The organism is Celeribacter sp. (genome assembly GCF_048261515.1).
Lineage (GTDB): Bacteria > Pseudomonadota > Alphaproteobacteria > Rhodobacterales > Rhodobacteraceae > Celeribacter.
Genome location: NZ_JBLXFZ010000003.1, coordinates 185,198 through 206,504 on the forward strand (window position 1 = coordinate 185,198; position 21,307 = coordinate 206,504).

General features: G+C 60.9%; 17 protein-coding genes. 15 read left to right on the plus strand and 2 right to left on the minus strand.

Annotated features, from left to right (window positions below):
* From ACN0SC_RS07895 to xylA, 3 genes are read left to right on the plus strand one after another with little or no spacing between them, the layout of a single operon-like run.
* Entirely contained in the window at positions 1-765 is a 765-nt protein-coding gene (locus ACN0SC_RS07895) for an ATP-binding cassette domain-containing protein (RefSeq protein ID WP_417249118.1), read from the plus strand.
* Complete coding sequence (gene xylB / locus ACN0SC_RS07900; protein WP_417249119.1) at positions 765-2,204, plus strand: xylulokinase; 1,440 nt, start codon at positions 765-767, stop codon at positions 2,202-2,204. Before ACN0SC_RS07895 ends, xylB begins: the two co-directional genes overlap by 1 nt.
* A complete protein-coding gene (gene xylA, locus ACN0SC_RS07905) occupies positions 2,201-3,505 on the plus strand; it encodes a xylose isomerase (RefSeq protein ID WP_417249120.1) in 1,305 nt (434 codons plus the stop codon). The genes xylB and xylA overlap by 4 nt, the downstream gene beginning before the upstream one ends.
* Before the next feature lie 108 nt (positions 3,506-3,613).
* Here xylA and ACN0SC_RS07910 read toward each other — a convergent pair whose 3' ends face one another.
* Together ACN0SC_RS07910 and ACN0SC_RS07915 are read right to left on the minus strand one after the other, a co-directional pair.
* Positions 3,614-4,519, minus strand: coding sequence for a sugar kinase (locus tag ACN0SC_RS07910; RefSeq protein WP_417249121.1), 906 nt, complete (start codon positions 4,517-4,519; stop codon positions 3,614-3,616).
* A gap of 2 nt (positions 4,520-4,521) precedes the next feature.
* Positions 4,522-5,208: a GntR family transcriptional regulator gene (locus tag ACN0SC_RS07915; protein ID WP_417249122.1), complete on the minus strand. Its 687-nt coding sequence runs from the start codon at positions 5,206-5,208 to the stop codon at positions 4,522-4,524.
* Positions 5,209-5,475: 267 nt separating this feature from the next.
* Between ACN0SC_RS07915 and uxaC the strand changes: the two genes are divergently transcribed.
* From uxaC to hypF, 12 genes are all read left to right on the plus strand, one after another.
* The gene (uxaC, locus tag ACN0SC_RS07920; RefSeq protein WP_417249123.1) at positions 5,476-6,885 is read left to right on the plus strand and encodes a glucuronate isomerase; all 1,410 of its coding nucleotides are present in this window, start codon (positions 5,476-5,478) and stop codon (positions 6,883-6,885) included.
* A gap of 45 nt (positions 6,886-6,930) precedes the next feature.
* Positions 6,931-7,248: a cupin domain-containing protein gene (locus ACN0SC_RS07925; RefSeq protein ID WP_417249124.1), complete on the plus strand. Its 318-nt coding sequence runs from the start codon at positions 6,931-6,933 to the stop codon at positions 7,246-7,248.
* Between the two features lie 71 nt (positions 7,249-7,319).
* The gene (gene kduI, locus ACN0SC_RS07930) at positions 7,320-8,147 is read left to right on the plus strand and encodes a 5-dehydro-4-deoxy-D-glucuronate isomerase (RefSeq protein ID WP_417249125.1); all 828 of its coding nucleotides are present in this window, start codon (positions 7,320-7,322) and stop codon (positions 8,145-8,147) included.
* Between the two features lie 9 nt (positions 8,148-8,156).
* The gene (gene kduD, locus ACN0SC_RS07935) at positions 8,157-8,900 is read left to right on the plus strand and encodes a 2-dehydro-3-deoxy-D-gluconate 5-dehydrogenase KduD (protein WP_417249126.1); all 744 of its coding nucleotides are present in this window, start codon (positions 8,157-8,159) and stop codon (positions 8,898-8,900) included.
* A 60-nt stretch (positions 8,901-8,960) separates the two neighbouring features.
* On the plus strand, positions 8,961-10,412 hold the full coding sequence (locus tag ACN0SC_RS07940; RefSeq protein ID WP_417249127.1) for a mannitol dehydrogenase family protein: 1,452 nt from the start codon (positions 8,961-8,963) through the stop codon (positions 10,410-10,412).
* Entirely contained in the window at positions 10,405-11,595 is a 1,191-nt protein-coding gene (uxuA, locus tag ACN0SC_RS07945; RefSeq protein WP_417249128.1) for a mannonate dehydratase, read from the plus strand. The genes ACN0SC_RS07940 and uxuA overlap by 8 nt, the downstream gene beginning before the upstream one ends.
* 69 nt (positions 11,596-11,664) lie before the next feature.
* Positions 11,665-13,359 carry an adenine deaminase gene (gene ade / locus ACN0SC_RS07950; protein ID WP_417249129.1) on the plus strand — a complete coding sequence of 565 codons (1,695 nt, stop codon included), beginning with the start codon at positions 11,665-11,667 and terminating at the stop codon, positions 13,357-13,359.
* Between the two features lie 595 nt (positions 13,360-13,954).
* Positions 13,955-15,016 carry a Hint domain-containing protein gene (locus ACN0SC_RS07955; RefSeq protein ID WP_417249130.1) on the plus strand — a complete coding sequence of 354 codons (1,062 nt, stop codon included), beginning with the start codon at positions 13,955-13,957 and terminating at the stop codon, positions 15,014-15,016.
* Between the two features lie 319 nt (positions 15,017-15,335).
* Positions 15,336-16,667: a sensor histidine kinase gene (locus ACN0SC_RS07960; protein WP_417249131.1), complete on the plus strand. Its 1,332-nt coding sequence runs from the start codon at positions 15,336-15,338 to the stop codon at positions 16,665-16,667.
* Complete coding sequence (locus tag ACN0SC_RS07965; protein WP_417249132.1) at positions 16,664-17,656, plus strand: HupU protein; 993 nt, start codon at positions 16,664-16,666, stop codon at positions 17,654-17,656. The genes ACN0SC_RS07960 and ACN0SC_RS07965 overlap by 4 nt, the downstream gene beginning before the upstream one ends.
* Positions 17,653-19,083 carry a nickel-dependent hydrogenase large subunit gene (locus ACN0SC_RS07970; RefSeq protein ID WP_417249133.1) on the plus strand — a complete coding sequence of 477 codons (1,431 nt, stop codon included), beginning with the start codon at positions 17,653-17,655 and terminating at the stop codon, positions 19,081-19,083. Before ACN0SC_RS07965 ends, ACN0SC_RS07970 begins: the two co-directional genes overlap by 4 nt.
* Positions 19,083-21,305, plus strand: a complete 2,223-nt coding sequence (hypF, locus tag ACN0SC_RS07975; RefSeq protein ID WP_417249134.1) for a carbamoyltransferase HypF — start codon at positions 19,083-19,085, stop codon at positions 21,303-21,305. The genes ACN0SC_RS07970 and hypF overlap by 1 nt, the downstream gene beginning before the upstream one ends.
* Positions 21,306-21,307: the final 2 nt, after the last annotated feature.

Sequence of the window (21,307 nt, forward strand, 5' to 3'; positions counted from 1 at the left end):
ATGAACAAGAAACCCACTGGAACCCCGCTTGTCGAAATGCGCAATATGTCCATCTCCTTCGGGGGTGTGCATGCGGTCGACGATGTGAGTATTGACCTCTACCCGGGCGAAGTTGTGGGCCTTCTGGGTCACAACGGTGCGGGTAAGTCGACCCTGATCAAGATGCTCTCGGGGGCTTATACGCCCGACGCGGGGCAGATATTGATCGACGGCAAACCGGTCGAAATCCACAACCCGCGTGACGCTCGTGCGCAGAATGTCGAGACGATTTACCAGACGCTTGCGCTGGCCGATAACCTCGATGCCGCCTCGAACCTCTTTTTGGGGCGCGAATTGGTAACGCCGATGGGCTTTGTCGACGAGGGCGCGATGGAAAGCGAGACGCGCAAGATCATGGCGCGGCTCAACCCGAACTTCAAAAAGTTCAAAGACCCCGTGAGCGCACTTTCGGGTGGTCAACGCCAGTCGGTCGCCATTGCGCGTGCGGTCTACTTCAACGCCCGCATTCTGATTATGGATGAGCCCACGGCAGCGCTTGGTCCCCATGAGACGCAGATGGTTGCGGAGTTGATCGAGGAGTTGAAACGTCAGGGTCTCGGCATCTTCCTCATCGAGCACGACATCCACAATGTGATGAAGCTGTGCGACCGCGCGATGGTGATGAAAAACGGCAAGTCCGTTGGCACCGTTAACGTGGACGAGGTGACGGATGACGACATCCTCGGAATGATCATCATGGGCAAAAAACCAGAGGCGGCATATTGATGTACATCGGACTTGATCTGGGGACTTCGGGTCTCAAGGCGATCCTTATCAACGAGGCGCAGGAGATCGTGGCGGAGGCCAATGCGCCCCTGACCAACGAGCGCCCGCATGATGGCTGGTCGGAGCAAAGCCCCGAAAGCTGGCTTGCGGCCTGTGACGCGGTGATGGGTGAGCTTGGAGCAAAGGCGGACCTGTCAGGCGTGGCGGGTATCGGGCTTTCGGGCCAGATGCACGGCGCAACCTTGCTTGATAAGGACGACAAGGTGCTGCGGCCTTGCATCCTGTGGAACGACACGCGCAGCCACAAGGAAGCCGCCGCCCTCGACGCCGATCCGCGTTTTCGCGCGGTGACGGGGAATATCGTTTTTCCGGGTTTCACCGCGCCGAAACTGGCATGGGTGAAGAACAACGAGCCCGAGATTTTCGACCGCGTGGCCAAGGTGCTGTTGCCGAAGGATTACCTGCGGCTCTACCTGACGGGCAACTATGTGGGCGAGATGTCGGACAGCGCGGGCACCGCGTGGTTTGACACGGGGGCGAGGGACTGGTCGGACGAGCTTCTCGCCGCCACCGACCTCAGCCGCGATCACATGCCCGAACTGGTGGAAGGCTCGGAAGCCTCTGGCCAATTGCGCGCCGAACTGGCGGGTAAGTGGGGCGTTCCCGCGTCTTGCGTCATCGCAGGCGGGGGCGGGGACAACGCCGCCTCGGCCATCGGTGTGGGTGTTGTGAAAGCGGGGCAGGCCTTTGTCAGCCTCGGCACATCGGGTGTGCTTTTCGCCGCCAATGACGGCTACCAGCCCGATGCGGGCACGGCGGTGCATACCTTCTGCCACAGCCTTCCCGACACATGGCACCAGATGGGCGTGATCCTTGCCGCAACGGACGCGCTCAACTGGTATGGCCGTTTCGTAGGCAAGGGGGCGGCGGAACTGACGGGCGCCCTCGGTGGGTTGCAAGCGCCCTCAAAGACCCGCTTCCTGCCTTATCTCGGTGGCGAGCGCACACCGCTCAACGATGCCGCAATTCGCGGTTCCTTCGTCGGGCTGGAACATGCCACGGATACAGCCGCAGGCACGCGCGCGGTGCTTGAGGGCGTGACCTTCGCGATCAAGGATTGTGCTGAGGCACTGGCGGCCACGGGCACGCGGATCGAGCGTCTTCTGGCGGTCGGTGGCGGGTCCAATTCGGACTACTGGTGCGAAGCAATTGCGACCGCGCTCGATTGCCCTGTTGATCTCCCTGTTGCGGGTGATTTCGGCGGAGCCTTCGGCGCGGCACGACTTGGCCAGATGGCGGCCACGGGGGGCGGGGTCGAACTGGCCGCATCGCCGAAAACCGAGAAAACCATCGACCCGAACACAGATTTAACAGCGGCATTCTCCGACGGGTTCGCCCGCTACAAGGATGCACAACGAGCAATCAAAGGACTGACATGACTGATTTTTTCAAAGGTATCCCGAAGATCAAATACGAGGGGCCTGACAGCGAAAACGAGTTTGCCTTCAAGCACTACAACCCCGATGAGGTTGTGATGGGAAAGCGCATGGAGGATCACCTCCGTTTCGGTATCGCGTACTGGCACTCCTTTGCATATGAGGGCGGCGACCCCTTCGGCGGGCGCACCTTTGATCGTCCGTGGTTCGACAAAGGCATGGAAGGCGCGAAGATGAAGGCCGATGTTGCCTTCGAGATGTTCGACATTCTCGACGCGCCCTTCTTCTGCTTCCACGATGTAGACATTCGCCCTGAGGGCAATACCTTCGCCGAGAACAAGCGCAACCTTGAGGCCATCGTTGATATCTTCGCTCAGAAGATGGAGACCTCCAAGACCAAGCTTCTTTGGGGCACGGCGAACCTCTTCACCCACCGTCGTTTCATGGCGGGTGCGGCGACCAACCCCGATCCCGATGTTTTTGCCTATTCGGCGGCCACGATTAAATCCTGCATGGATGCGACGATGAAGCTCGGCGGCGAGAACTATGTGCTTTGGGGCGGTCGTGAAGGCTACGAGACGCTGCTCAACACCGACCTGACCAAAGAGGCCGATCACGCCGCGCGGATGCTCGAAATGGTGGTCGAGTACAAGCACAAGTGCGGCTGGGACGGTCAGATCCTGATCGAGCCGAAACCGCAAGAGCCCTCCAAGCACCAGTATGATTTCGACGTGGCAACGGTCTACGGCTTCCTCAAGCGTTACGGCCTTGAGAACGAAGTGAAGATGAACATCGAGCAGGGCCATGCGATCCTTGCGGGTCATTCCTTCGAACACGAGTTGGCTCTGGCTGGTTCGCTGGGAATGCTCGGCTCCATCGACATGAACCGCAACGACTACCAGTCGGGCTGGGACACGGACCAGTTCCCCAACAACGTGCCGGAAATGACGCTGGCCTACTACGAAGTGCTCAAGGCGGGCGGCTTCACCAAGGGCGGCACCAACTTCGACGCGCGTGTGCGTCGTCAGTCGCTTGATGCCGAGGATCTCATTCTTGCGCATGTTGGCGGGATGGATTGCTGTGCCCGTGGCCTCAAGGCTGCTGCTGCGATGCTCGAAGACGGCAAACTGGAAGCCGCCCGCGACGAGCGTTACGCCGATTGGGACAAACCCGCGAACGTCGATATGGTCGAGAACGGCGATCTGGAGAGCATTCAGGAGCGTGTAATGGCCGAGGACATCAACCCCGAGCCGCGTTCGGGTCGTCAGGAGCGTCTCGAAAATCTGGTGAACAGCTACCTCTAAGGGCGGTGCAGGAGGCAGGGCTTCCGCACCCCACAACGGAGAGGAAATGAGAAAGGGTGGCGCGTGATGCGTCGCCCTTTTGCGTCGGCTGTGTCTGGCGGGAGCGGGTCAGAGATCGACCAGCGCCCCGCGATGCATCACGACTTGTGCCGAAAGCGCCATGCCCGCTTTCAGCGAGTCCGTGAGGTCGGCACCTTTCATCCGCGCGGCGATGTAGCCCGCGTTGAAACTGTCGCCCGCGGCGGTGCTGTCGACGGGTTGCACAGGATCGGGGTGGAGTGTGAAACCGCCTTCGCCCTTGGACCATGCGTAAAGCTCGGAGGCGCCGTTTTTGACGATCACCGTGTGTGCGCCGAGATCGCGGTAGCGCAGAGCGGTGTCGGCAGGGCGCTTGTCACCGAACATGACCTCTTCCTCGTCGAAGGAGGGGAGCATGATGTCGGCAATCTCCGCTGCTCTTGCAAGCCAGTGCTTTGTCGCCTCGGGGCTTTCCCACAGGCGCGGGCGGATGTTGGTGTCAAAGACCACTTCCGCCCCTTTCGCGCGCGCACGGGCCAGTGCGTCGATCAGGTTCTGGCGATGTTCGGGGGCGAGAATGGCCAGCGTAATGCCCGAGAAGGCGAGGATCTGGTCGCCTGAGAAGGCCGCGTCGAGGCGGTCAGGGTCGGCGGCCAGCATTTTGGCGGCAGAGGTGTCGCGCCAGTAGGCAAAGCTGCGCTCGCCATTGTCGAGCTGGATCATATAGAGACCCACGGTGCGCTCGGGCAGCCGCGCGATGTTGTCGGTGCCAAGGCCGGAGTTGGCCAGAAACTCAATCATGCGATCGGAGACAGCATCTGTGCCGACGCAGGTCATGTAGCCCACCTCGTAACCAGCGTCCTCGCCCAATGCGCGGCGCGTATACCACGCGGTGTTGAGCGTATCGCCCGCGAAGTTCATGTCGTATTTTCCGGCTCCGTCAGGGGCCATTTCCACCATGCATTCGCCGATGGCGAGAAAGCGTTTATGCGCCAATGTCAGTCCTCATCTTCAAAGTATTCCGCATGATCTGCGCGGATTTGGTGGATGGTTTTGCCGATGCGCATCAAGTGGCTTCGGATTTCGGAAATTGCGGTGTCGGGATCGCCCGAGCGGATCGCGTTGAAAATTTCGATATGCTCGTCATAGGCAAATTGAGCGCCCTGTCCGAGCGACAGAAAGCGGACGCGGTCCATATGGGCCTTGTTGTCACGGATGAGTTGCCAGACTTCAGGCTCGCCGGCTATGACGCAGAGTTCGCGGTGAAACGCATCGTCGAGCGCGTGGAATGTCTCTCGGTCGTCTTCGTCGACCGCCTTCTTCTGGGCGTCCATATTGGCCGCAAGGCGTGCCAAGTCTTCATCAGTGATGACCTCCAGCACCGTGCGCATGATCTCGACCTCAAGCGCGGTGCGGATGAAACGGGCGCGGAACACGGCCTTGGCCGAGATCGGGCGCACCGTCGTGGCGCGTTGTGGACGTATCAGCAGGAAACCTTGCTGCGACAGGCGGTAGAAGGCATCGCGCACGGGCTGGCGCGAGACGCCGAGCTTTGCGGCGACATCGGCCTCCGACAGCTTTGTTCCGGGCGGCAGTTCAAGGCTGACGATACGATCATAGAGCGCCTTAAATACCATATCCGTCACCGAGGGGGCGGGGGGCGGGTTGAGGCTGGACAGGGTCATTGTCGGGTCTTGTGGCATCTCTTTCCCTGCGACCTCTCTCTATCCCGTTTCAAAAGTGTGGTGGTGCGTCGACCTAGCTACTGCGCGGCGTGGAGCGGCGCAATAGAGGGGGCGCGTTGACTTGGATCGGCAACTAACATATTAGCCTATCAGAGGGAAGGCCAGAGTTTCGCGATTCCGTTTCGGCGCGCGGTGCAGGGCATTCAGGAGACAAGCAGCACGGATGCGCTCGGCGAAGAAAGCCTGCATCCTGTGGGGGAGGCATCAATGGCATTGCTTGACGACAACAGGCTCTTTCCGACCGACAGCCGCGTTCGTGGACTGGCGCAGGAAATATATTCTGGGATCAAGGGGCTGCCGATCATCTCACCGCATGGTCACACTGATCCGCGCTGGTTTGCGCTTGACGAGAAGTTCCCCAATCCCGCGCGCCTTTTCGTTCAGCCCGATCACTATGTTTTCCGTATGCTCTGTTCGCAGGGTGTGGATCTCGATACGCTGGGCATTCCTCGTGCCGACGGCTCCGAAGGCGAGAAAGACCCGCGCAAGATCTGGCAGGTGTTTGCGGAGCATTTCTATCTGCTGCGCGGAACGCCCTCATGGATTTGGCTCAATCACGCATTTCAGGAGGTGTTTGGGCTGACCGAAACTTTCGGCCCCGACACGGCTGCCGACTATTACGATCATATCGACGTCTGCCTGAAGTCCGACGATTTCCGCCCACGTGCCTTGTTCGAGCGGTTCAATATCGAGGCGCTCTCGACCACGGAGATGGCACTCGACGACCTGAAATATCACAAGATGATTGCCGAGAGTGACTGGCAGGGGCGTGTGATTTCCGCCTATCGGCCTGATAACGTGATTGATCCCGATTTCGACGGATTTGCCGAGAACCTCGACACCTTTGGCGATCTGACGGGCGAGGACACGGGCCGTTGGCAGGGTTATCTCAATGCGCATCGTGTGCGGCGGGCCTATTTCAAGGAGGTGGGCGGCGTCACCTCATCCGACCACGGCCACCCGACCGCGCGTACCGAGAACCTCGACGCGGGCGCGGCGGCGGCGTTGTTTGATCGTGTGCGAAGCGGCAAGGCGGATGCCGAGGAGCGCGATGCCTTCCGCGGACAGATGCTCACCGAGATGGCGAAAATGTCGCTTGAGGACGGGCTGACCATGCAAATCCACGCAGGCTCTCATCGCAACCACAGCCAGCCGATGCTTGAACTCTTCGGGCGCGACAAGGGATTCGACATCCCTACGCGAACAGATTTCGTCAACAATCTCAAACCTCTGCTGAATGCAGTTGGTATGGAGCGTGATCTGACCGTAATCGTCTTCATGCTCGACGAAACCACGCAGAGCCGCGAGTTGGCCCCGCTTGCGGGCGTCTATCCCGCCCTGCGTCTGGGGCCGCCGTGGTGGTTCCACGACAGCTACGAAGGCATGAAACGCTTCCGCGAAAACGTCACCGAGACTGCGGGTTTCTATAACACCGTGGGCTTCAACGACGACACGCGTGCCTTCTGTTCCATCCCCGCCCGTCACGATGTGGCGCGGCGTGTGGATGCTGGATACCTCGCCGAACTGGTTGCCACGGGGCGGCTGAACGAAAGCGAGGCCCATGAGGTCGCACGTGATCTTACCTACAATCTGGTCAAAGCCGCCTACAATCTCTGATCCCCGCACCAGTTTCCAGACACAGTTTCGAGAAAGGACATCGAGATGACATATGTCAGAACCTACCCCGCCGTGACCGTGGACGAGCATGTCACCCGTCAGGTGCTTAGCGAGAATGATGCGCTGATGGTGGTGCGCTTTGATTTCGCCAAGGGCGGGGTGGGCGCGTTGCATTCGCACCCGCATGTCCAGTCCACCTATGTCGAGAGCGGACGGTTCCGCTTTTCCATTGCGGGTGAAGAGTTCGAGGTCACGGCGGGCGACAGCTTCGTTATTCCCTCGAATGCCGAACATGGCTGCACCTGTCTTGAGGCGGGGCGGCTTGTGGACACTTTTACGCCGCGCCGTGACGATTTTCTCTAACGCCGAAACAGAGACCGTGACCGCAGCCCTTTGTGCGCGGTTCACCCGACCCATTGCCAAAGGAGACGAAAATGACCGTCAACGTTGAAACCCGCCACGCCATCCATCCCGAACATGCCAAGGGCATGGATACGGCCGAGCTTCGCAAGCATTTCCTGGGCGAGGGCATGTTCAAGGACGGCGAAATCCGCCTCATCTACACCCATTACGACCGTTTCACCGTGGGTGGTGCCGTGCCTGCGGGCGGGGCGCTGACGCTCGACAAGATCGACGAGACCCGCACCGCGACCTTCCTTGAGCGCCGCGAGATGGGCATCGTCAATATCGGCGGCAATGGCACGGTCGAGGCGGGCGGCGAGAGTTACGCGATGAAGCAGGGCGACGTGCTCTATCTGGGCAAGGGCACGGGGGCTGTGACCTTCAAGGGGGAGGGGCGGTTCTACATCACCTCTTGCCCTGCGCATCATAGCTATCCCTCGCGCCTCATTACCGTGGAGGAGAGCAATCAGGTCACGATGGGCGATCCCGCGACCTCCAACAAGCGCACGATCAAGATGTTCATCCACCCGCTTGTCATGGAAAGCTGCCAGCTTGTGATGGGTTATACCTCGCTGGAGGAAGGCTCCGTCTGGAACACCATGCCCGCCCACGTCCACGACCGCCGTATGGAGGCCTATCTTTACTGGGGCATGGACGAGGACTCGCGCGTGTTGCACCTGATGGGCGAGCCGCAGGAAACCCGTCATCTCTTCGTGGCCAACGAGGAGGCGGTGATTTCTCCCACGTGGTCGATCCACTCGGGCGCGGGTATTGGCGAATACACTTTCATCTGGGCCATGGCGGGCGACAATGTCGACTATACCGACATGGATTTCGTGCAACCGTCCGAGCTGCGCTAAGGGGGCACCATGTCTGATCTGTTTTCTCTTGAGGGGCGTAAGGCGCTGGTGACAGGTGCCAACACGGGCATCGGTCAGGCCATTGCCGTGGCGCTTGCGGGGCAGGGTGCCCATGTCGTTTGTGCGGGCCGTCGTGCCTGCGACGAAACCGTGGCCGCGATCGAGGCGGCGGGCGGGCGTGCCGAAGCGCTTTTGCTCGACTTCTCCGACCCGATGGCTGCGCGTGATACCTTCAAGGACGCGGGCTACTCCATCCTCGTCAACAACGCGGGTATCATCCGCCGCGCCGATAGCGTGGACTATTCCGAGGAGGACTGGGACGCGGTGATCGACGTGAACCAGAAGGCGCTCTTCTTCACCTGTCAGGCCTTTGGCAAGGAACTCATGGCCAAGGGGCAAGAGGGCGCTATCGTCAACATCGCCTCACTCCTGTCGTTTCAGGGCGGCATCCGCGTGCCCGCCTATACCGCGTCGAAACATGCGGTGGCGGGGATCACGAAGATCCTTGCAAACGAGTGGGCGGCGCATGGCATCACGGTCAATGCCATCGCGCCTGGGTATATCGCCACGAACAACACCGAGGCGCTGCGAAACGATCCAGAGCGCAGCGAGGCCATCCTTGCACGCATCCCCGCGGGGCGTTGGGGTGACGCCGAAGACATCGGCGGCACGGCGGCTTACCTTTGCTCACGGGCGGCGAAATACGTCACGGGTGCAGTGCTTAACGTCGATGGTGGTTGGCTGGCGCGCTAGTCGCTGGTCGCAGTGGCGAAAGCGCGGGCATATAGGCCCGCATGTAAGGCAGGAGAGAAGATGATAGACGTAACCCAATTGCCACGCATGGCGCGTAAGGGAGGCGACCTTCCCGGTGTTGGCGTGGTCCACCTCGGACTTGGAGCCTTCTACCGCGCCCATGCGGCGATCTACATTGCCGAGGCGATGGCGACCTCGGGTGGCGATTGGGGGATCATCGGCGTCTCGCTCAAAAGCCCCACGCAGGCCGAACGGCTCAAGCCGCAGGATTGTGTCTACACGGCGGTTGAAATGGCACCCGATGGCACGATCCCGCATCGCGTCGAGGTGGTTCAGGACGTGTTGGTCGCTCCGCATGATCCTGCCGCCGTGCTGTCCGCCATGGCGGCCGAAAGCGTCAAGATCGTCACCATGACCGTCACCGAGAAGGGCTATTGCCACGAACCTGCGACTGGAAAGCTCAACCGCGACCATCCCGATATTCTGGCCGATCTGGCCAACCCCGATGCGCCCGCTTCTGCACTTGGCTATCTCGTGCGGGCGCTTGAATTGCGGCGTAAGGCGGGGCTGCGGCCATTTACCGTGCTGACCTGCGACAACCTTCCCGACAACGGCCATGTGGTGAAAGGCGTGGTGTTGGAACTGGCGGGACTGATCGACCCTGACCTGCGCGACTGGATTGCGGCGGAAGGGGCGTTCCCCTGCACCATGGTGGACCGCATCGTGCCCGCGACCAAGCCTGAGGATATCGAGGCGCTCGGGCAGCTTACGGGCTATTATGACGCCAGCCCCGTGATGATGGAGCCTTTCCGCCAATGGGCGGTGGAGGACAATTTCGTCGACGGGCTGCGCCCTGATCTTGGTGCGGTCGGGGTGGAGCTTGTCTCCAACGTCACGCCGTTCGAGGATATGAAGCTGCGCTGTCTCAACGGCACCCATTCGACGCTGGCCTATCTGGGTTATCTGGGCGGGTTGGAAACGATCTGCGACGCGGTGTCGGACCCCCATTATGCCGCCTTTATCAAGGACGTCTGGGCCAAGGAAATCGTGCCGGGAGTGACTGCGCCCGAGGGCGTCGATCTCACGGCCTACACCGCGCAACTGTTCGAGCGCTACGCCAATCCCGCGATCCGTCATCTGACGTGGCAGATTGCCATGGATGGCAGTCAGAAGCTGCCACAGCGCATCCTGTTCCAGCTTGAGGAAGCCTTCGCCGCAGGCCGCGCCATGCCGCGCCTCACCCTCGCCGTGGCCGCATGGATGCGCTACGTGGGCGGCACGGATGACGCGGGCCAGCCCATCGACGTGCGCGATCCCTTGGCCGAGCGCTTGCGGGCGCTTTCGGACGGGGCTCAGACAGCCGCCGACAAGGTGGCAGCACTCTTGTCCGTGCGCGAGGTGTTTTCGGATGCCCTGCGCGGCAATGCGGATTTTGTGGCTGACGTAACCGCCGCTTACGAGGGGCTCGCTGCCCACGGGGCGCGCGCCATGGTGGAGAAATACAATGCGTGAGAGCTGGCGGTGGTATGGGCCACTCGACAAGATCGAACTGGGCGAGATTGCGCAGACGGGGGCCTTTGGCATCGTCAACGCGTTGCATGAAATTCCCTATGGCGAGGTCTGGACCCGCGAGGCGATTGCCGCGCGTAAATCCCTGATTGCGCAGGCAGGTCACGGTCAGGAATGGCTGGTGGTCGAGAGCCTGCCGATCCATGAACGCATCAAGCGCGGCGATGGCGACCTGTCGGAGCTGTTCGCCAGCTACCGTCAATCCATGGCCAATCTTGCCGCCGAAGGGATCACCACGATCTGCTACAACTTCATGCCGCTGGTCGACTGGACGCGCACGGTGATCCGCAATCCGCTGCCCCACGGCGGATCGTCGTTGCGCTTCGAGCAGGCGCAATACGCCGCGCTGGAGTTGTTCATGCTGGAGCGGGAGGGGGCGTCTTTCTCCAACGAGATTACGGCGGCAGCGAAGGAATGGTTCGACGCCTCCACCGAGGAGGATCGCGAGGCTTTGGTCGCCGCTGTGATGGCGGGGCTTCCAGGTGCCTTCGAGCGCTATGACGTGCCCGCGCTCAAAGAGGCGCTGAAGCTCTATGACGGGATGGGAAAGCAGGACATCCGCGCCAATTACGCGCGTTTTCTGACCGAGGTCATTCCCGCCGCACAGGACTTGGGGATGCGGTTTTGCGTCCATCCCGACGACCCTCCGCGCGATGTGTTTGGTTTGCCGCGCGTGGTGTCCAATGCCGAGGATATCCAGTGGGTGTTTGATCAGCAGGACGTTGTGGAAAACGGGCTGACGCTGTGTTCGGGATCGCTTGGCGCGAACCCCGCCAATGACGTGCCCGCGATTGCCTGCCGTTTTGCCGAGCGCATCCACTTCGTCCACCTGCGCAATGTGCGCAAGGATGCGGACGGATCTTTTGAGGAGGCCGCGCACCTTGAGGGAGACACCGATATGGTTGCTCTGGTGGCAGCACTTCTCGACGAAGAGGCTCGCCGCCGCAAGGAGGGGCGTGCGGATGCCGAGATCGTTTGGCGGCCCGATCACGGCCACGAATTGCTCTCCGACATCGGGCGCGGCACCCATCCGGGCTATCCGCTCATCGGGCGGATGCGAGGGCTGGCGGAGATGCGCGGTGTGATCGCGGCGCTCGGTCATGGCGCGGTGCGTTTCAACGGGTGATGGTTTGCGCTTGGCGCGCGGGAAGGGCGTGCTATCGTAGGGCAAATCCCCGCGAAAAAGAGGCGCCCCATGAATGACATCGAAACCCGTATCGCAACCGCCCGTGGCGAGGTCAAAGCCGATATCGTCCTGAAAAATGGACGTATTTTCGACCTGATGACGGGCGAGTTGGTGCAGGGCGACGTGGCGATCTGCGGCGACCGCATCGCGGGGGTGTTCGAAAGCTACGAGGGCGAGCGTGAGATCGACGTGTCAGGCAGGGTGCTGGTGCCCGGTTTCATCGACACCCATCTGCATATCGAGTCGAGCCTCGTGACACCCTTCGAATTCGACCGTTGCGTGACCCCGCGCGGTGTGACCACGGCGATCTGCGACCCGCACGAGATTGCCAATGTGATTGGCTCGCAGGGTGTGCGCTATTTCCAAGAGGCCTCCGCCCATACCCTTATGGATATTTGCGTGCAAATTTCCTCCTGCGTGCCGTCCACACATATGGAAACGGCAGGGGCGGAACTGCTGGCCGAAGACATCGCCAAACTTGTCGGACATCCGTCGGGAATCGGTCTGGCAGAGTTTATGAATTACCCGGGCGTGATCCACCGCGACGCGGAGGCGATGAAGAAGATCCGTCTCTTCGAGGACGCCCATATCGACGGCCACGCGCCGCAACTGTCGGGCCGCGATCTCAATGCCTATATCGCGGCGGGCATCCGCACCGAGCATGAGGCGACGACCTTCGAGGAGGCGCGCGAGAAGCTGCGCAAGGGGATGCGGGTGCTGATCCGAGAAGGGTCGGTGTCCAAAGATCTCGTGGCGCTGCAACCGCTTCTGACCCATCTGACCGCGCCCTACATGTGCCTGTGCACCGACGACCGCAACCCGCTCGACATTGCGGAGGCGGGCCACCTTGATCACATGATCCGCGAGTTGATCGCGCGTGGCTGCCCCGCGCTGGCGGTTTACCGCGCCGCTTCGCTTTCGGCGGCGGAAGCCTTCGGCCTGAAGGATCGCGGTATGATCGCACCTGCCAAACGTGCCGATATCGTGGTGCTTGACAGTCTGGAAAGCTGTCGTGCGCAGATGGTCTTTGCGGGTGGGGTGGAGGTCACGGATGCGGCTTTTGACGCGCGCGAGACCATCCCGCCCGTGGGCCGCAATTCGGTGCAGGCCCCGCGCGTCTCCCCGCAGGACTTCCGCACCACGGGCAACCGCGAGGAAACGGATGTCATTGGCATCATCGAGGGGAAGATCATCACCGAGCATCTGCACGAAACGGTGGCTTTCGAGGATGGTGACAAACGCCCCGATCCGTCACGCGATCTGGCGCGGATCACGGTGGTGGAGCGGCATGGCAAGAACGGCAATATCGCCAGTGGTTTCGTGCGCGGATTCGGGATCAAGGGTGGGGCGATTGCCTCGACCGTTTGCCACGACCATCACAACATCGTCTCGGTCGGGGTGGATTACGAAGACATGGCGTTGGCCGTGAACCGCTTGAGCGAGATCGAGGGCGGCTTTGTCGTGGCGCGGGACGGCAAGGTGCTGGCCGAATTGTCGCTGCCCGTGGCGGGGCTGATGAGCCTTGAGCCGTTCGAGGCGGTCCACGCGCGTCTGGTGGAGCTTCGCGAAGCGGCGGCCTCGCTTGGCGTAACGCTGGAAGAGCCCTTTCTACAACTGGCCTTCCTCGCACTCCCCGTGATCCCCGCGCTCAAAATCACCGACCGCGGCATGGTCGATGTGACGAAGTTCGAGATTATCTCCTGACTGCGCTTGCTGTTTTCTGACGCGGCGCGTGCAGGGCGGCCAAGGCGGTTTGCCGAGGCGGGCCAAAAGGGAATTCTTGCCGAGGCTTTTTTTTCGCGGCACTTGGCGCCGTAAAATGTTGGTTTCATGCATGCACTGCATTGCGCGAAGCCTCCAAGTTGTTCGTGAATCCCTGACTCTTAAACGGGGTGAATTTCACTGGTTAAGAATATCTGAGTGGTGAAGTTTGCAAAAATGGGAAGCCGAAATGCATGAGTGCAACCGGCCTAAAACGATCCGATAGCAAAATCTGGATCTCGTTCACCCTCATCAAAGTTGGTGTCAGGCAAGGCTCCCCATCCGATTGCCTCCAGCTTGAAACTGAAGATTCAAGATTATCACGCGTCAGCAGCTTGATTGTTTCCATGACGTAAACAGTGACCAAATTTTGAGCACTGCATTTGGCTACTTCGGGGGGAATACACTTTTAGGTTGCATTGCGGTGGTTCGTAGGGCCTTCTGTATTAAGAATTTTGAATCATTCCCTTTTCTTCCGTATGAACTTCTTTTCTACTTTAGAGAGAAAAGATCGTGCGCGGGCTTCTGGAGGACCACAATGGTTACGCGCAGCACAACAATCGACGATCTCAACTCGTACCAAGGCAGTCTACTTGGGTTGGGCCAGACCTATGTCGTAAGTGCATTTTCCAGCGAGGCCAACGCAACGCTGACTTTCAATGATGACAATGGCGATCACGTCATCGATTCATCCGAATTGACACAGCTCGATGGAGAGACTGTCGATGCGGTCTACAGCGGCACATCGACTGTCGGCGTTGACCTCTTGGGCATTGAGGTCAACCTATCCTCACCTGCTGCCGTTAACGTCTATGAGGTCGATGGCGTTTCATATGTCGAGTATGTCGACACAACGCAGGCAGCGCTGCTTGACGGTCTGGCATCGCAAATTCTCGCCACACCAGCACTTTCTTTTACACTCGGTGTGCTCGGACTTAGCAACGCAACGCTGCTTGTTGCCTATCTCGAAAGCAACGCAGTTCTGACCTTCGATCTGACACCTGGAGCCGACTTCCCAGTTTGCTTTGCCCAAGGGACACGGATTATTACGCGAAAAGGGGCGCTTCGCGTTGAAGACCTGAGCATCGGCGACTTGGTGATGACAAGGGACAACGGCTATAAGAAAATTCGATGGATCGGGAATAGCACTGTCGCGGCCTATGGGAAATTCGCGCCGATTGTCTTTCGTCCCGGCGCCTTGGGAAATCAGACCGAGCTCCTTTTGTCTCCCGAACACCGCGTTTTGACGTGCGGATGGGAATGTGAACTGCTCACTGGTGAAACCGAGACCTTGATTGCAGCCAAGCATTTTGTGAGCAACCCATTGGTTGAGCGCCGCCCTGGCGGGTTGATCACCTACTACCATGTTCTCTTCGACCAGCATGAAGTGGTGATGGCCAACGGTGTCGCCTGCGAGAGCTTTTTTCCAAACGATATGGCCATGCAAGCCTTGGACAGGTCGAGCCGCGACGAGGTCATGTCGTTGTTTCCAGAGCTGAACCCACGTCACCACAAGACGCCTCTGGCCGCACGCAAAATTCTGCGCAAATTCGAAGCGCAACTCGTCGTCCGCGATATGTCGCGAGCTTCCTCGCGATAATAGGGCTTCATTGCGATCTCCAGAAATGCGTTCCGAATGTTGTGCTAAGGCAGCAGCAAATTGAACGGCTGTCATCGCATTGAGAATTCCTACCTTCCGCGCTACCGCCTAACATTTTGAACATTATTGTTACGACCTGTGGTCTAGGCGTATCTCCCCAATAGCGCGCTCATAGCGTGGATGAATGGTTGCTGCGGCGCTGAGTTTGAGGGTGGTGGCGTAGCAGGGTATTTCCTAACTGATTGACGCTGGATGGTTTGATGGGTTTATTTTCAATCCAAATTGTACGATCCTGAAGTCCCCAATACAGGTAGTGAACATGGAACTCGGTAGATATCAGGCGGATATCCAGACTGATCCCGGGGTCGGAGATAAGGCTTGGGCCAATGTGCTTGAGGCTATGGACCGGACCTATGCCGAGCTGGTGGACTATCAGGAGGAGTTGGAGGCACGGAACGCCGAGCTGACGAACCTGCGTCACTTCCTTTCGTCGATCATGACTTCCATCAGCGACTTTCTGATCGTCGCTGACAAGAGCGGGCGAATTGCGGATGCGAGCGCGTCTTTCTGCCGCCTGCTTGGATTGGAGGTCGGTGATCTCGACAAATGGCAGCTTTCCGATTTCTTCGAACCCGATGATCGCGATCGTATCATAGGTGTGGTTTCGCGGGTGATCTCCATGCGGCAGGAGCAGACGGTCAGCGTCGATCTGAAAACCCCAGAAGGGCGCGACCCAGTCGAGTTTCGTATTTCGCCGCGTCTCGACCGACGGAAGAAATGCACGGGTGTTGTCCTTACGGGCCGCCCCTTGGGGGAGTTGCGGCGCGCCTATGCCAAGTTGGAGACCAGCCACAAGGAATTGAAGGAAGCGCAGGGACAGCTTGTCCGCAACGAGAAGATGGCCTCTCTTGGCCGCCTTCTGGCGGGGGTGGCGCATGAGTTGAACAACCCGATCAGCTTTGTCTATGCCAACACCCATACGTTGGAGAAATACATCGACCGCTTCGAGACCTACTTCGAAACGGTGCAGGCAGGCGCCAGCCGCGAAGAGTTGATCGCCTTGCGCAAGGAATTGCGTCTTGAGCGGAACCTACAGAACCTTCGCGGCGCCGTGCGTGGTGCGCATGAGGGGGCCGAGAGGGTGCGCGACATCGTGGAGGATCTGCGCAAGCTGTCGGCCGAAGGCTCCGGCGAGATGGTGCGGTTTGACCTTGCCGAAACGGCGCGTCTTTCGGCGCACTGGATCGAACGCGGCAACAAGTCGGGGACGAAGATCACCTTCTCGGGCGAGGAAACCTGCTTCGTTGTCGGGCGGCCTGGACACATCCAGCAGGTTTTGATGAACCTCTTTCAAAATGCGGTGGACGCGATGGACGGAATGGAGACGCCCGAGATCAGTATCCATCTCGACCATGACGAGGACTGGGTTGCGATGGACGTGTGCGACTGTGGCCCTGGCATTGCGCCAGGGGACGAGGAGAAGATCTTCGATCCTTTCTTTTCCACCAAGGAAGTGGGCAAAGGCACAGGGCTGGGGTTGGCCATCTCCCACAAGATCGTCGAGGAACATGGCGGGCGGCTGGAACTCGTGCGTCAGCAGATGCTTGGTGCCCGCTTCAAAATCACCTTGCCGCGAGGAGACCGTCCATGAACATTCTGTGGCTGCAATCGGCGGGCTGTGGCGGCTGCACCATGTCTCTGCTCTGCGCCGAAGACCCCAATCTGTTCGATATTCTGGACGGCGCGGGGCTGGAATTTCTCTGGCATCCGACACTGAGCGAGGCAACTGGCGCGCCTGTGCGGCGGATGTTGGAAGACATCGTGGAAGGCCGTCAGAAGCTGGACATCCTCTGTGTCGAAGGCTCCATCGTGCGCGGCCCCAATGGCACGGGGCGCTTCCATATGCTGTCGGGGACGGGGAAGTCGATGCTGGAGTGGGTGCGCGATCTGGCACCAATGGCGCAATACGTTGTCGCCGTTGGCACCTGTGCGACCTATGGCGGCGTGACATCGACGGGTGAGAACCCTGCCGATGCGGTCGGGGTGCAATATGATGGTGCGCTTGCGGGTGGCGCTCTGCCTGCTGATTTCGTCAGTCGTGCGGGGCTGCCCGTCATCAACGTCGCGGGCTGTCCGACGCATCCCGGCTGGGTGACGGAGACCCTGCTTATGTTGTCCGCCAATGAGCTGGGAGCCGAACAGCTCGACAGCTTTGCGCGCCCGCGTTTCTACGCCGATCACCTTGTGCATCACGGCTGCCCCAAGAACGAGTTCTATGAATACAAGGCCAGCGCCACCAAACTGTCCGAGGTCGGGTGTATGATGGAGCATCTGGGCTGTATCGGGACGCAGGCCGTGGGCGATTGCAACATTCGCAGTTGGAACGGCGAGGGCAGTTGCACCCGCGCCGGATACCCCTGCATCAACTGCACCGCACCAGAATTTGAAGAGCCTGGTCACGGTTTTACGGAGACACCCAAATTCGCAGGCATCCCAGTAGGCTTGCCCTCGGACATGCCCAAGGCGTGGTTCATCGCGCTGGCGAGCCTGTCCAAAGCGGCCACGCCGCCGCGCATTGCGGAAAACGCCGTGTCGGACCGTATCACCGTGCCACCCAGTCAGAAGAAGCCCAGACCGTGACGGAAACTCAACTGCTTGTCGGGCCTTTCAACCGAGTTGAAGGCGATCTTGAAATCCGGTTGGACGTGGCCGATGGTCGGGTCAGTGCGGCCTATGTGAATTCGCCGCTGTTTCGCGGGTTTGAGCGGATGCTGCTGGGAAAGGTTCCGATGGATGCCTTGACCATCACGCCGCGCATTTGCGGGATTTGCTCGATCAGCCAATCTGCTGCGGCGGCGCGGGCGCTGGCGGATGCGGCGGGGCAGGCGCCCTCGGTTGAGGGGGAAAAGGTCGCGGCGCTCCTGCACGCGGTCGAGAACCTCGCCGACCACATGACCCATTTCAACCTGTTCTTCATGCCCGATTTTGCCCGCCCCGCCTATGAGGGGCAGCCGTGGCACGACCGCGCTGTGGCACGGTTCACGGCGATGAAGGGCTCGGCGTTGCATGGCGCGACCGAGGCGCGGGCGCGGCTGTTGCATATCGTTGGGCTCTTGGGGGGGAAGTGGCCGCATACGCTTGCGATCCAGCCTGGCGGCGTGACCCGTGCGCCAGCGATGCGTGACAAGCTGCGGATCAAAGCCAGCCTGCGGGCCTTTCGCTCCTATTTGGAGACCGAACTTCTGGGTGGAAGCGTTGAAGCCTTTGCCGAACTTCCCGACCGCGCCGCGCTTGAGGCGTGGACGGCGGGTGATGCGGGGTTGTTCCTCGAAATCGCCCGATCTCTGGATCTGGAAGAGGCGGGCAAGGGCGGTGAGCGATACCTCTCTTTTGGTGCCTATCCAAAGGCAAACGGGCCGATGTTTGCTGCGGGTGTCTGGGCCGATGGCGCTGCGGCCCCGCTCGATACCAGTGCGATATCCGAAGATCTCAGTCATGCGTGGATGCTTGGGGAGGACAGCCACCCCGAAAAGGGTCAGACCCTGCCCGACGAAACCATGCGCGACGATGCCTATAGCTGGTGCAAGGCACCGCGCCTTGGCGGGCAGAGTTTCGAAACAGGCGCTCTGGCGCGGCAGATCGTCGATGGTCATCCGCTGGCGCTTGATCTCGCGAAGGAAGCAGGGGTGCGGGCGCGGATCGTCGGGCGGCTTTTGGAAATTGCTCGCACGCAGATCGTGCTTGAGCAGATGATTGACGATATCGATCCGAAGGCCAGCTTCATGGACCGCGTGGAATTGCCTGACACGGGGCAGGGCGCGGGGCTGGTCGAAGCGGCGCGTGGCGCTCTGGGCCATTGGATACGGATCGAGGACGGGCGCATCGCCTCGTATCAGATCATTGCGCCGACCACGTGGAACTTCAGCCCGCGTGATCGCATGGGCGTTCCTGGTCCGGTCGAGGCGGCGCTGCAAGGTGCGCCTGTGCGCGAGGGTGAGGACACGCCGCTCTCGGTGCAACACATCGTGCGCAGTTTTGACCCCTGCATGGTCTGCACGGTTCATTGATGAAGGGCCGCCGCATCCGTGTTCGTGGGCAGGTGCAGGGGGTCGGCTTTCGTCCCTTCGTCTGGCAGCTTGCGCAGCGCTTTGATCTGCGCGGAGAGGTGCTAAACGACCCCGAGGGGGTTCTGATCCTTGCCGCAGGGGAGGCGTTGGACGCTTTCGAGGCGGCACTGGTTGCGGAAGCGCCGCCGCTGGCGCGGGTCGATGCGGTGGAAAGCGCCCCTTCGGATGTCCCAGAGGCAGAAGGCTTCACCATCGCCGCATCGCAAGGAGTAGGGGCCGAGACCCGCGTGACGCCTGACGCTGCGACTTGCGGTGATTGTCTGAAAGAAATTCGAACCCCGTCCGACCGCCGACACGGTTATTCCTTCGCGAACTGCACCCATTGCGGGCCACGCTTCACCATCCTGCGCGGGTTGCCCTATGACCGCGGGCAGACGACCATGGCCGCGTTTGAAATGTGCGCCGACTGTGCCGCGGAATATGCCGATCCTGCAGACAGGCGGTTTCATGCGCAGCCCGTAGCCTGTCCAGCCTGCGGCCCGCGCCTTTGGATCGAGCCGTCGGGGGGTGGCGACCCGATCACTGAAGCAAGCGCGAGGCTCTCTCGTGGTGCGGTGCTGGCGATCAAGGGGCTGGGCGGATTTCATTTGGCGGTGGATGCACGCAACGCGCAGGCGGTGGCGTTGCTGCGCGCGCGCAAGCACAGGCCGTCCAAGCCTCTGGCGCTGATGGGCACGATGGCGATGATCGAGACCCACGCCGACCCGAACGATGCCGACCGTGCCCTGCTTTCTGATCCCGCCGCGCCGATTGTCCTTCTGGATAAGGCGGGAGAACCTCTGCCCGAGGAACTCGCCCCGGGACAGGCCAGCCTTGGCTGGATGCTGCCCTATACGCCTTTGCACCACCTGTTGCTGGATGCCTTCGATGGTCCTCTGGTGATGACCAGCGGCAACCTGTCGGGGGAGCCACAAGTGATCGGCAATGAGGAGGCTCGCGAGAAACTGGTGGGCTTTGCCGATGCCTTCGTGATGCACGACCGCGACATCGCCCGACGGCTGGATGACAGCGTGGAGCGGATCACGCCACAGGGACCGATGGTGCTGCGCCGTGCGCGCGGGCGGGTGCCCGAAACGCTGCCCTTGCCTGAGGGTTTTGAGGACGCCCCGCAGGTCGTGGCCTATGGGGGGCAGATGAAGGCCGCGATCTGTCTTTTGAAGAACGGGCAGGCGTTGCTGGGCCATCACCTTGGCGAACTGGAAGACCCGCTAACCCGCGAGGCCTTCGAACAGGCCGATGAGGATTACGCCGCACTCTTCGATCATGCGCCCGAAATCGCCGCTTGTGACCTGCATCCCGATTTCCACGCCACGCGCCATGCGCATTCCACAGGGCTGCCTGTGGTCGAAGTGCAGCATCACCATGCCCACCTTGCCGCCTGTTTGGGCGAGAACGGTTGGCCGTTGGAGGGCGGCAAGGTTGCGGGGATTATCCTCGACGGGCTGGGGCTTGGTCCTGACGGCATCGTGTGGGGTGGGGAACTCTTGCTCGGCAACTACCTTGGCTACGAGCGACGCGCATGGCTCAAGCCCGCGCCATTGATCGGCGGGGATCGGGCGCAATCCGAGCCGTGGCGTAATGCGCTGGTGCGGCTGGATCAGGCGGGGCTTTCGGATTGGGCGGATGCGCTGTTTGCCGACAAGCCGCTGGGGCTGGCGCGGCAGGCGGCGGAGAAGGGGATCAACGCCCCTCTGTCGTCGAGCGCTGGGCGGCTGTTTGATGCGGTGGCGGCGATCCTTGGCCTTTGCGCAGACGGGCAGAGCTTCGAGGGCGAGGCTGCGATGCGGCTGGAGGCGCTGGCTGAACCTTGCGCGGATGGCTTCGACATGGGTGTGCAGGGGGGCGAGATCGACCCGTCGCCCGTTTTCCACGCGCTTCGGGAGGGGATGGATGCTGGCCTCCCTGCTGGGGAGGTTTCGGCGCGGTTCCATGCGGGGTTGGCGCAGGCATTCGCCGATCAGGCGCGGGCATTGCTGGACAGTGGCGAGGCGCAGGTCGTCGCCCTTTCGGGTGGCTGTTTCCAGAACGCGCGGTTGCTGGCCGAGACAATGGAGCGGCTGGACGATGCGCCTGTTCTGCTCCACCACAAGACGCCCGCCAATGATGGCGGATTGGCGCTCGGGCAGGCGTTGGTCGCTGCCGTAAGGGCGGCAAGTCTGTAACC

What these genes read in the sequence shown, in the direction of transcription:
- ACN0SC_RS07895 (WP_417249118.1), top strand. Translation starts at nt 1, where the DNA reads ATGAACAAGAAACCCACTGGAACCCCGCTTGTCGAAATGCGCAATATG.
- xylB (WP_417249119.1), top strand. Translation starts at nt 765, where the DNA reads ATGTACATCGGACTTGATCTGGGGACTTCGGGTCTCAAGGCGATCCTT.
- xylA (WP_417249120.1), top strand. Translation starts at nt 2,201, where the DNA reads ATGACTGATTTTTTCAAAGGTATCCCGAAGATCAAATACGAGGGGCCT.
- ACN0SC_RS07915 (WP_417249122.1), bottom strand. Translation starts at nt 5,208, where the DNA reads ATGACCCTGTCCAGCCTCAACCCGCCCCCCGCCCCCTCGGTGACGGAT.
- uxaC (WP_417249123.1), top strand. Translation starts at nt 5,476, where the DNA reads ATGGCATTGCTTGACGACAACAGGCTCTTTCCGACCGACAGCCGCGTT.
- ACN0SC_RS07925 (WP_417249124.1), top strand. Translation starts at nt 6,931, where the DNA reads ATGACATATGTCAGAACCTACCCCGCCGTGACCGTGGACGAGCATGTC.
- kduI (WP_417249125.1), top strand. Translation starts at nt 7,320, where the DNA reads ATGACCGTCAACGTTGAAACCCGCCACGCCATCCATCCCGAACATGCC.
- kduD (WP_417249126.1), top strand. Translation starts at nt 8,157, where the DNA reads ATGTCTGATCTGTTTTCTCTTGAGGGGCGTAAGGCGCTGGTGACAGGT.
- ACN0SC_RS07940 (WP_417249127.1), top strand. Translation starts at nt 8,961, where the DNA reads ATGATAGACGTAACCCAATTGCCACGCATGGCGCGTAAGGGAGGCGAC.
- uxuA (WP_417249128.1), top strand. Translation starts at nt 10,405, where the DNA reads ATGCGTGAGAGCTGGCGGTGGTATGGGCCACTCGACAAGATCGAACTG.
- ade (WP_417249129.1), top strand. Translation starts at nt 11,665, where the DNA reads ATGAATGACATCGAAACCCGTATCGCAACCGCCCGTGGCGAGGTCAAA.
- ACN0SC_RS07955 (WP_417249130.1), top strand. Translation starts at nt 13,955, where the DNA reads ATGGTTACGCGCAGCACAACAATCGACGATCTCAACTCGTACCAAGGC.
- ACN0SC_RS07960 (WP_417249131.1), top strand. Translation starts at nt 15,336, where the DNA reads ATGGAACTCGGTAGATATCAGGCGGATATCCAGACTGATCCCGGGGTC.
- ACN0SC_RS07965 (WP_417249132.1), top strand. Translation starts at nt 16,664, where the DNA reads ATGAACATTCTGTGGCTGCAATCGGCGGGCTGTGGCGGCTGCACCATG.
- hypF (WP_417249134.1), top strand. Translation starts at nt 19,083, where the DNA reads ATGAAGGGCCGCCGCATCCGTGTTCGTGGGCAGGTGCAGGGGGTCGGC.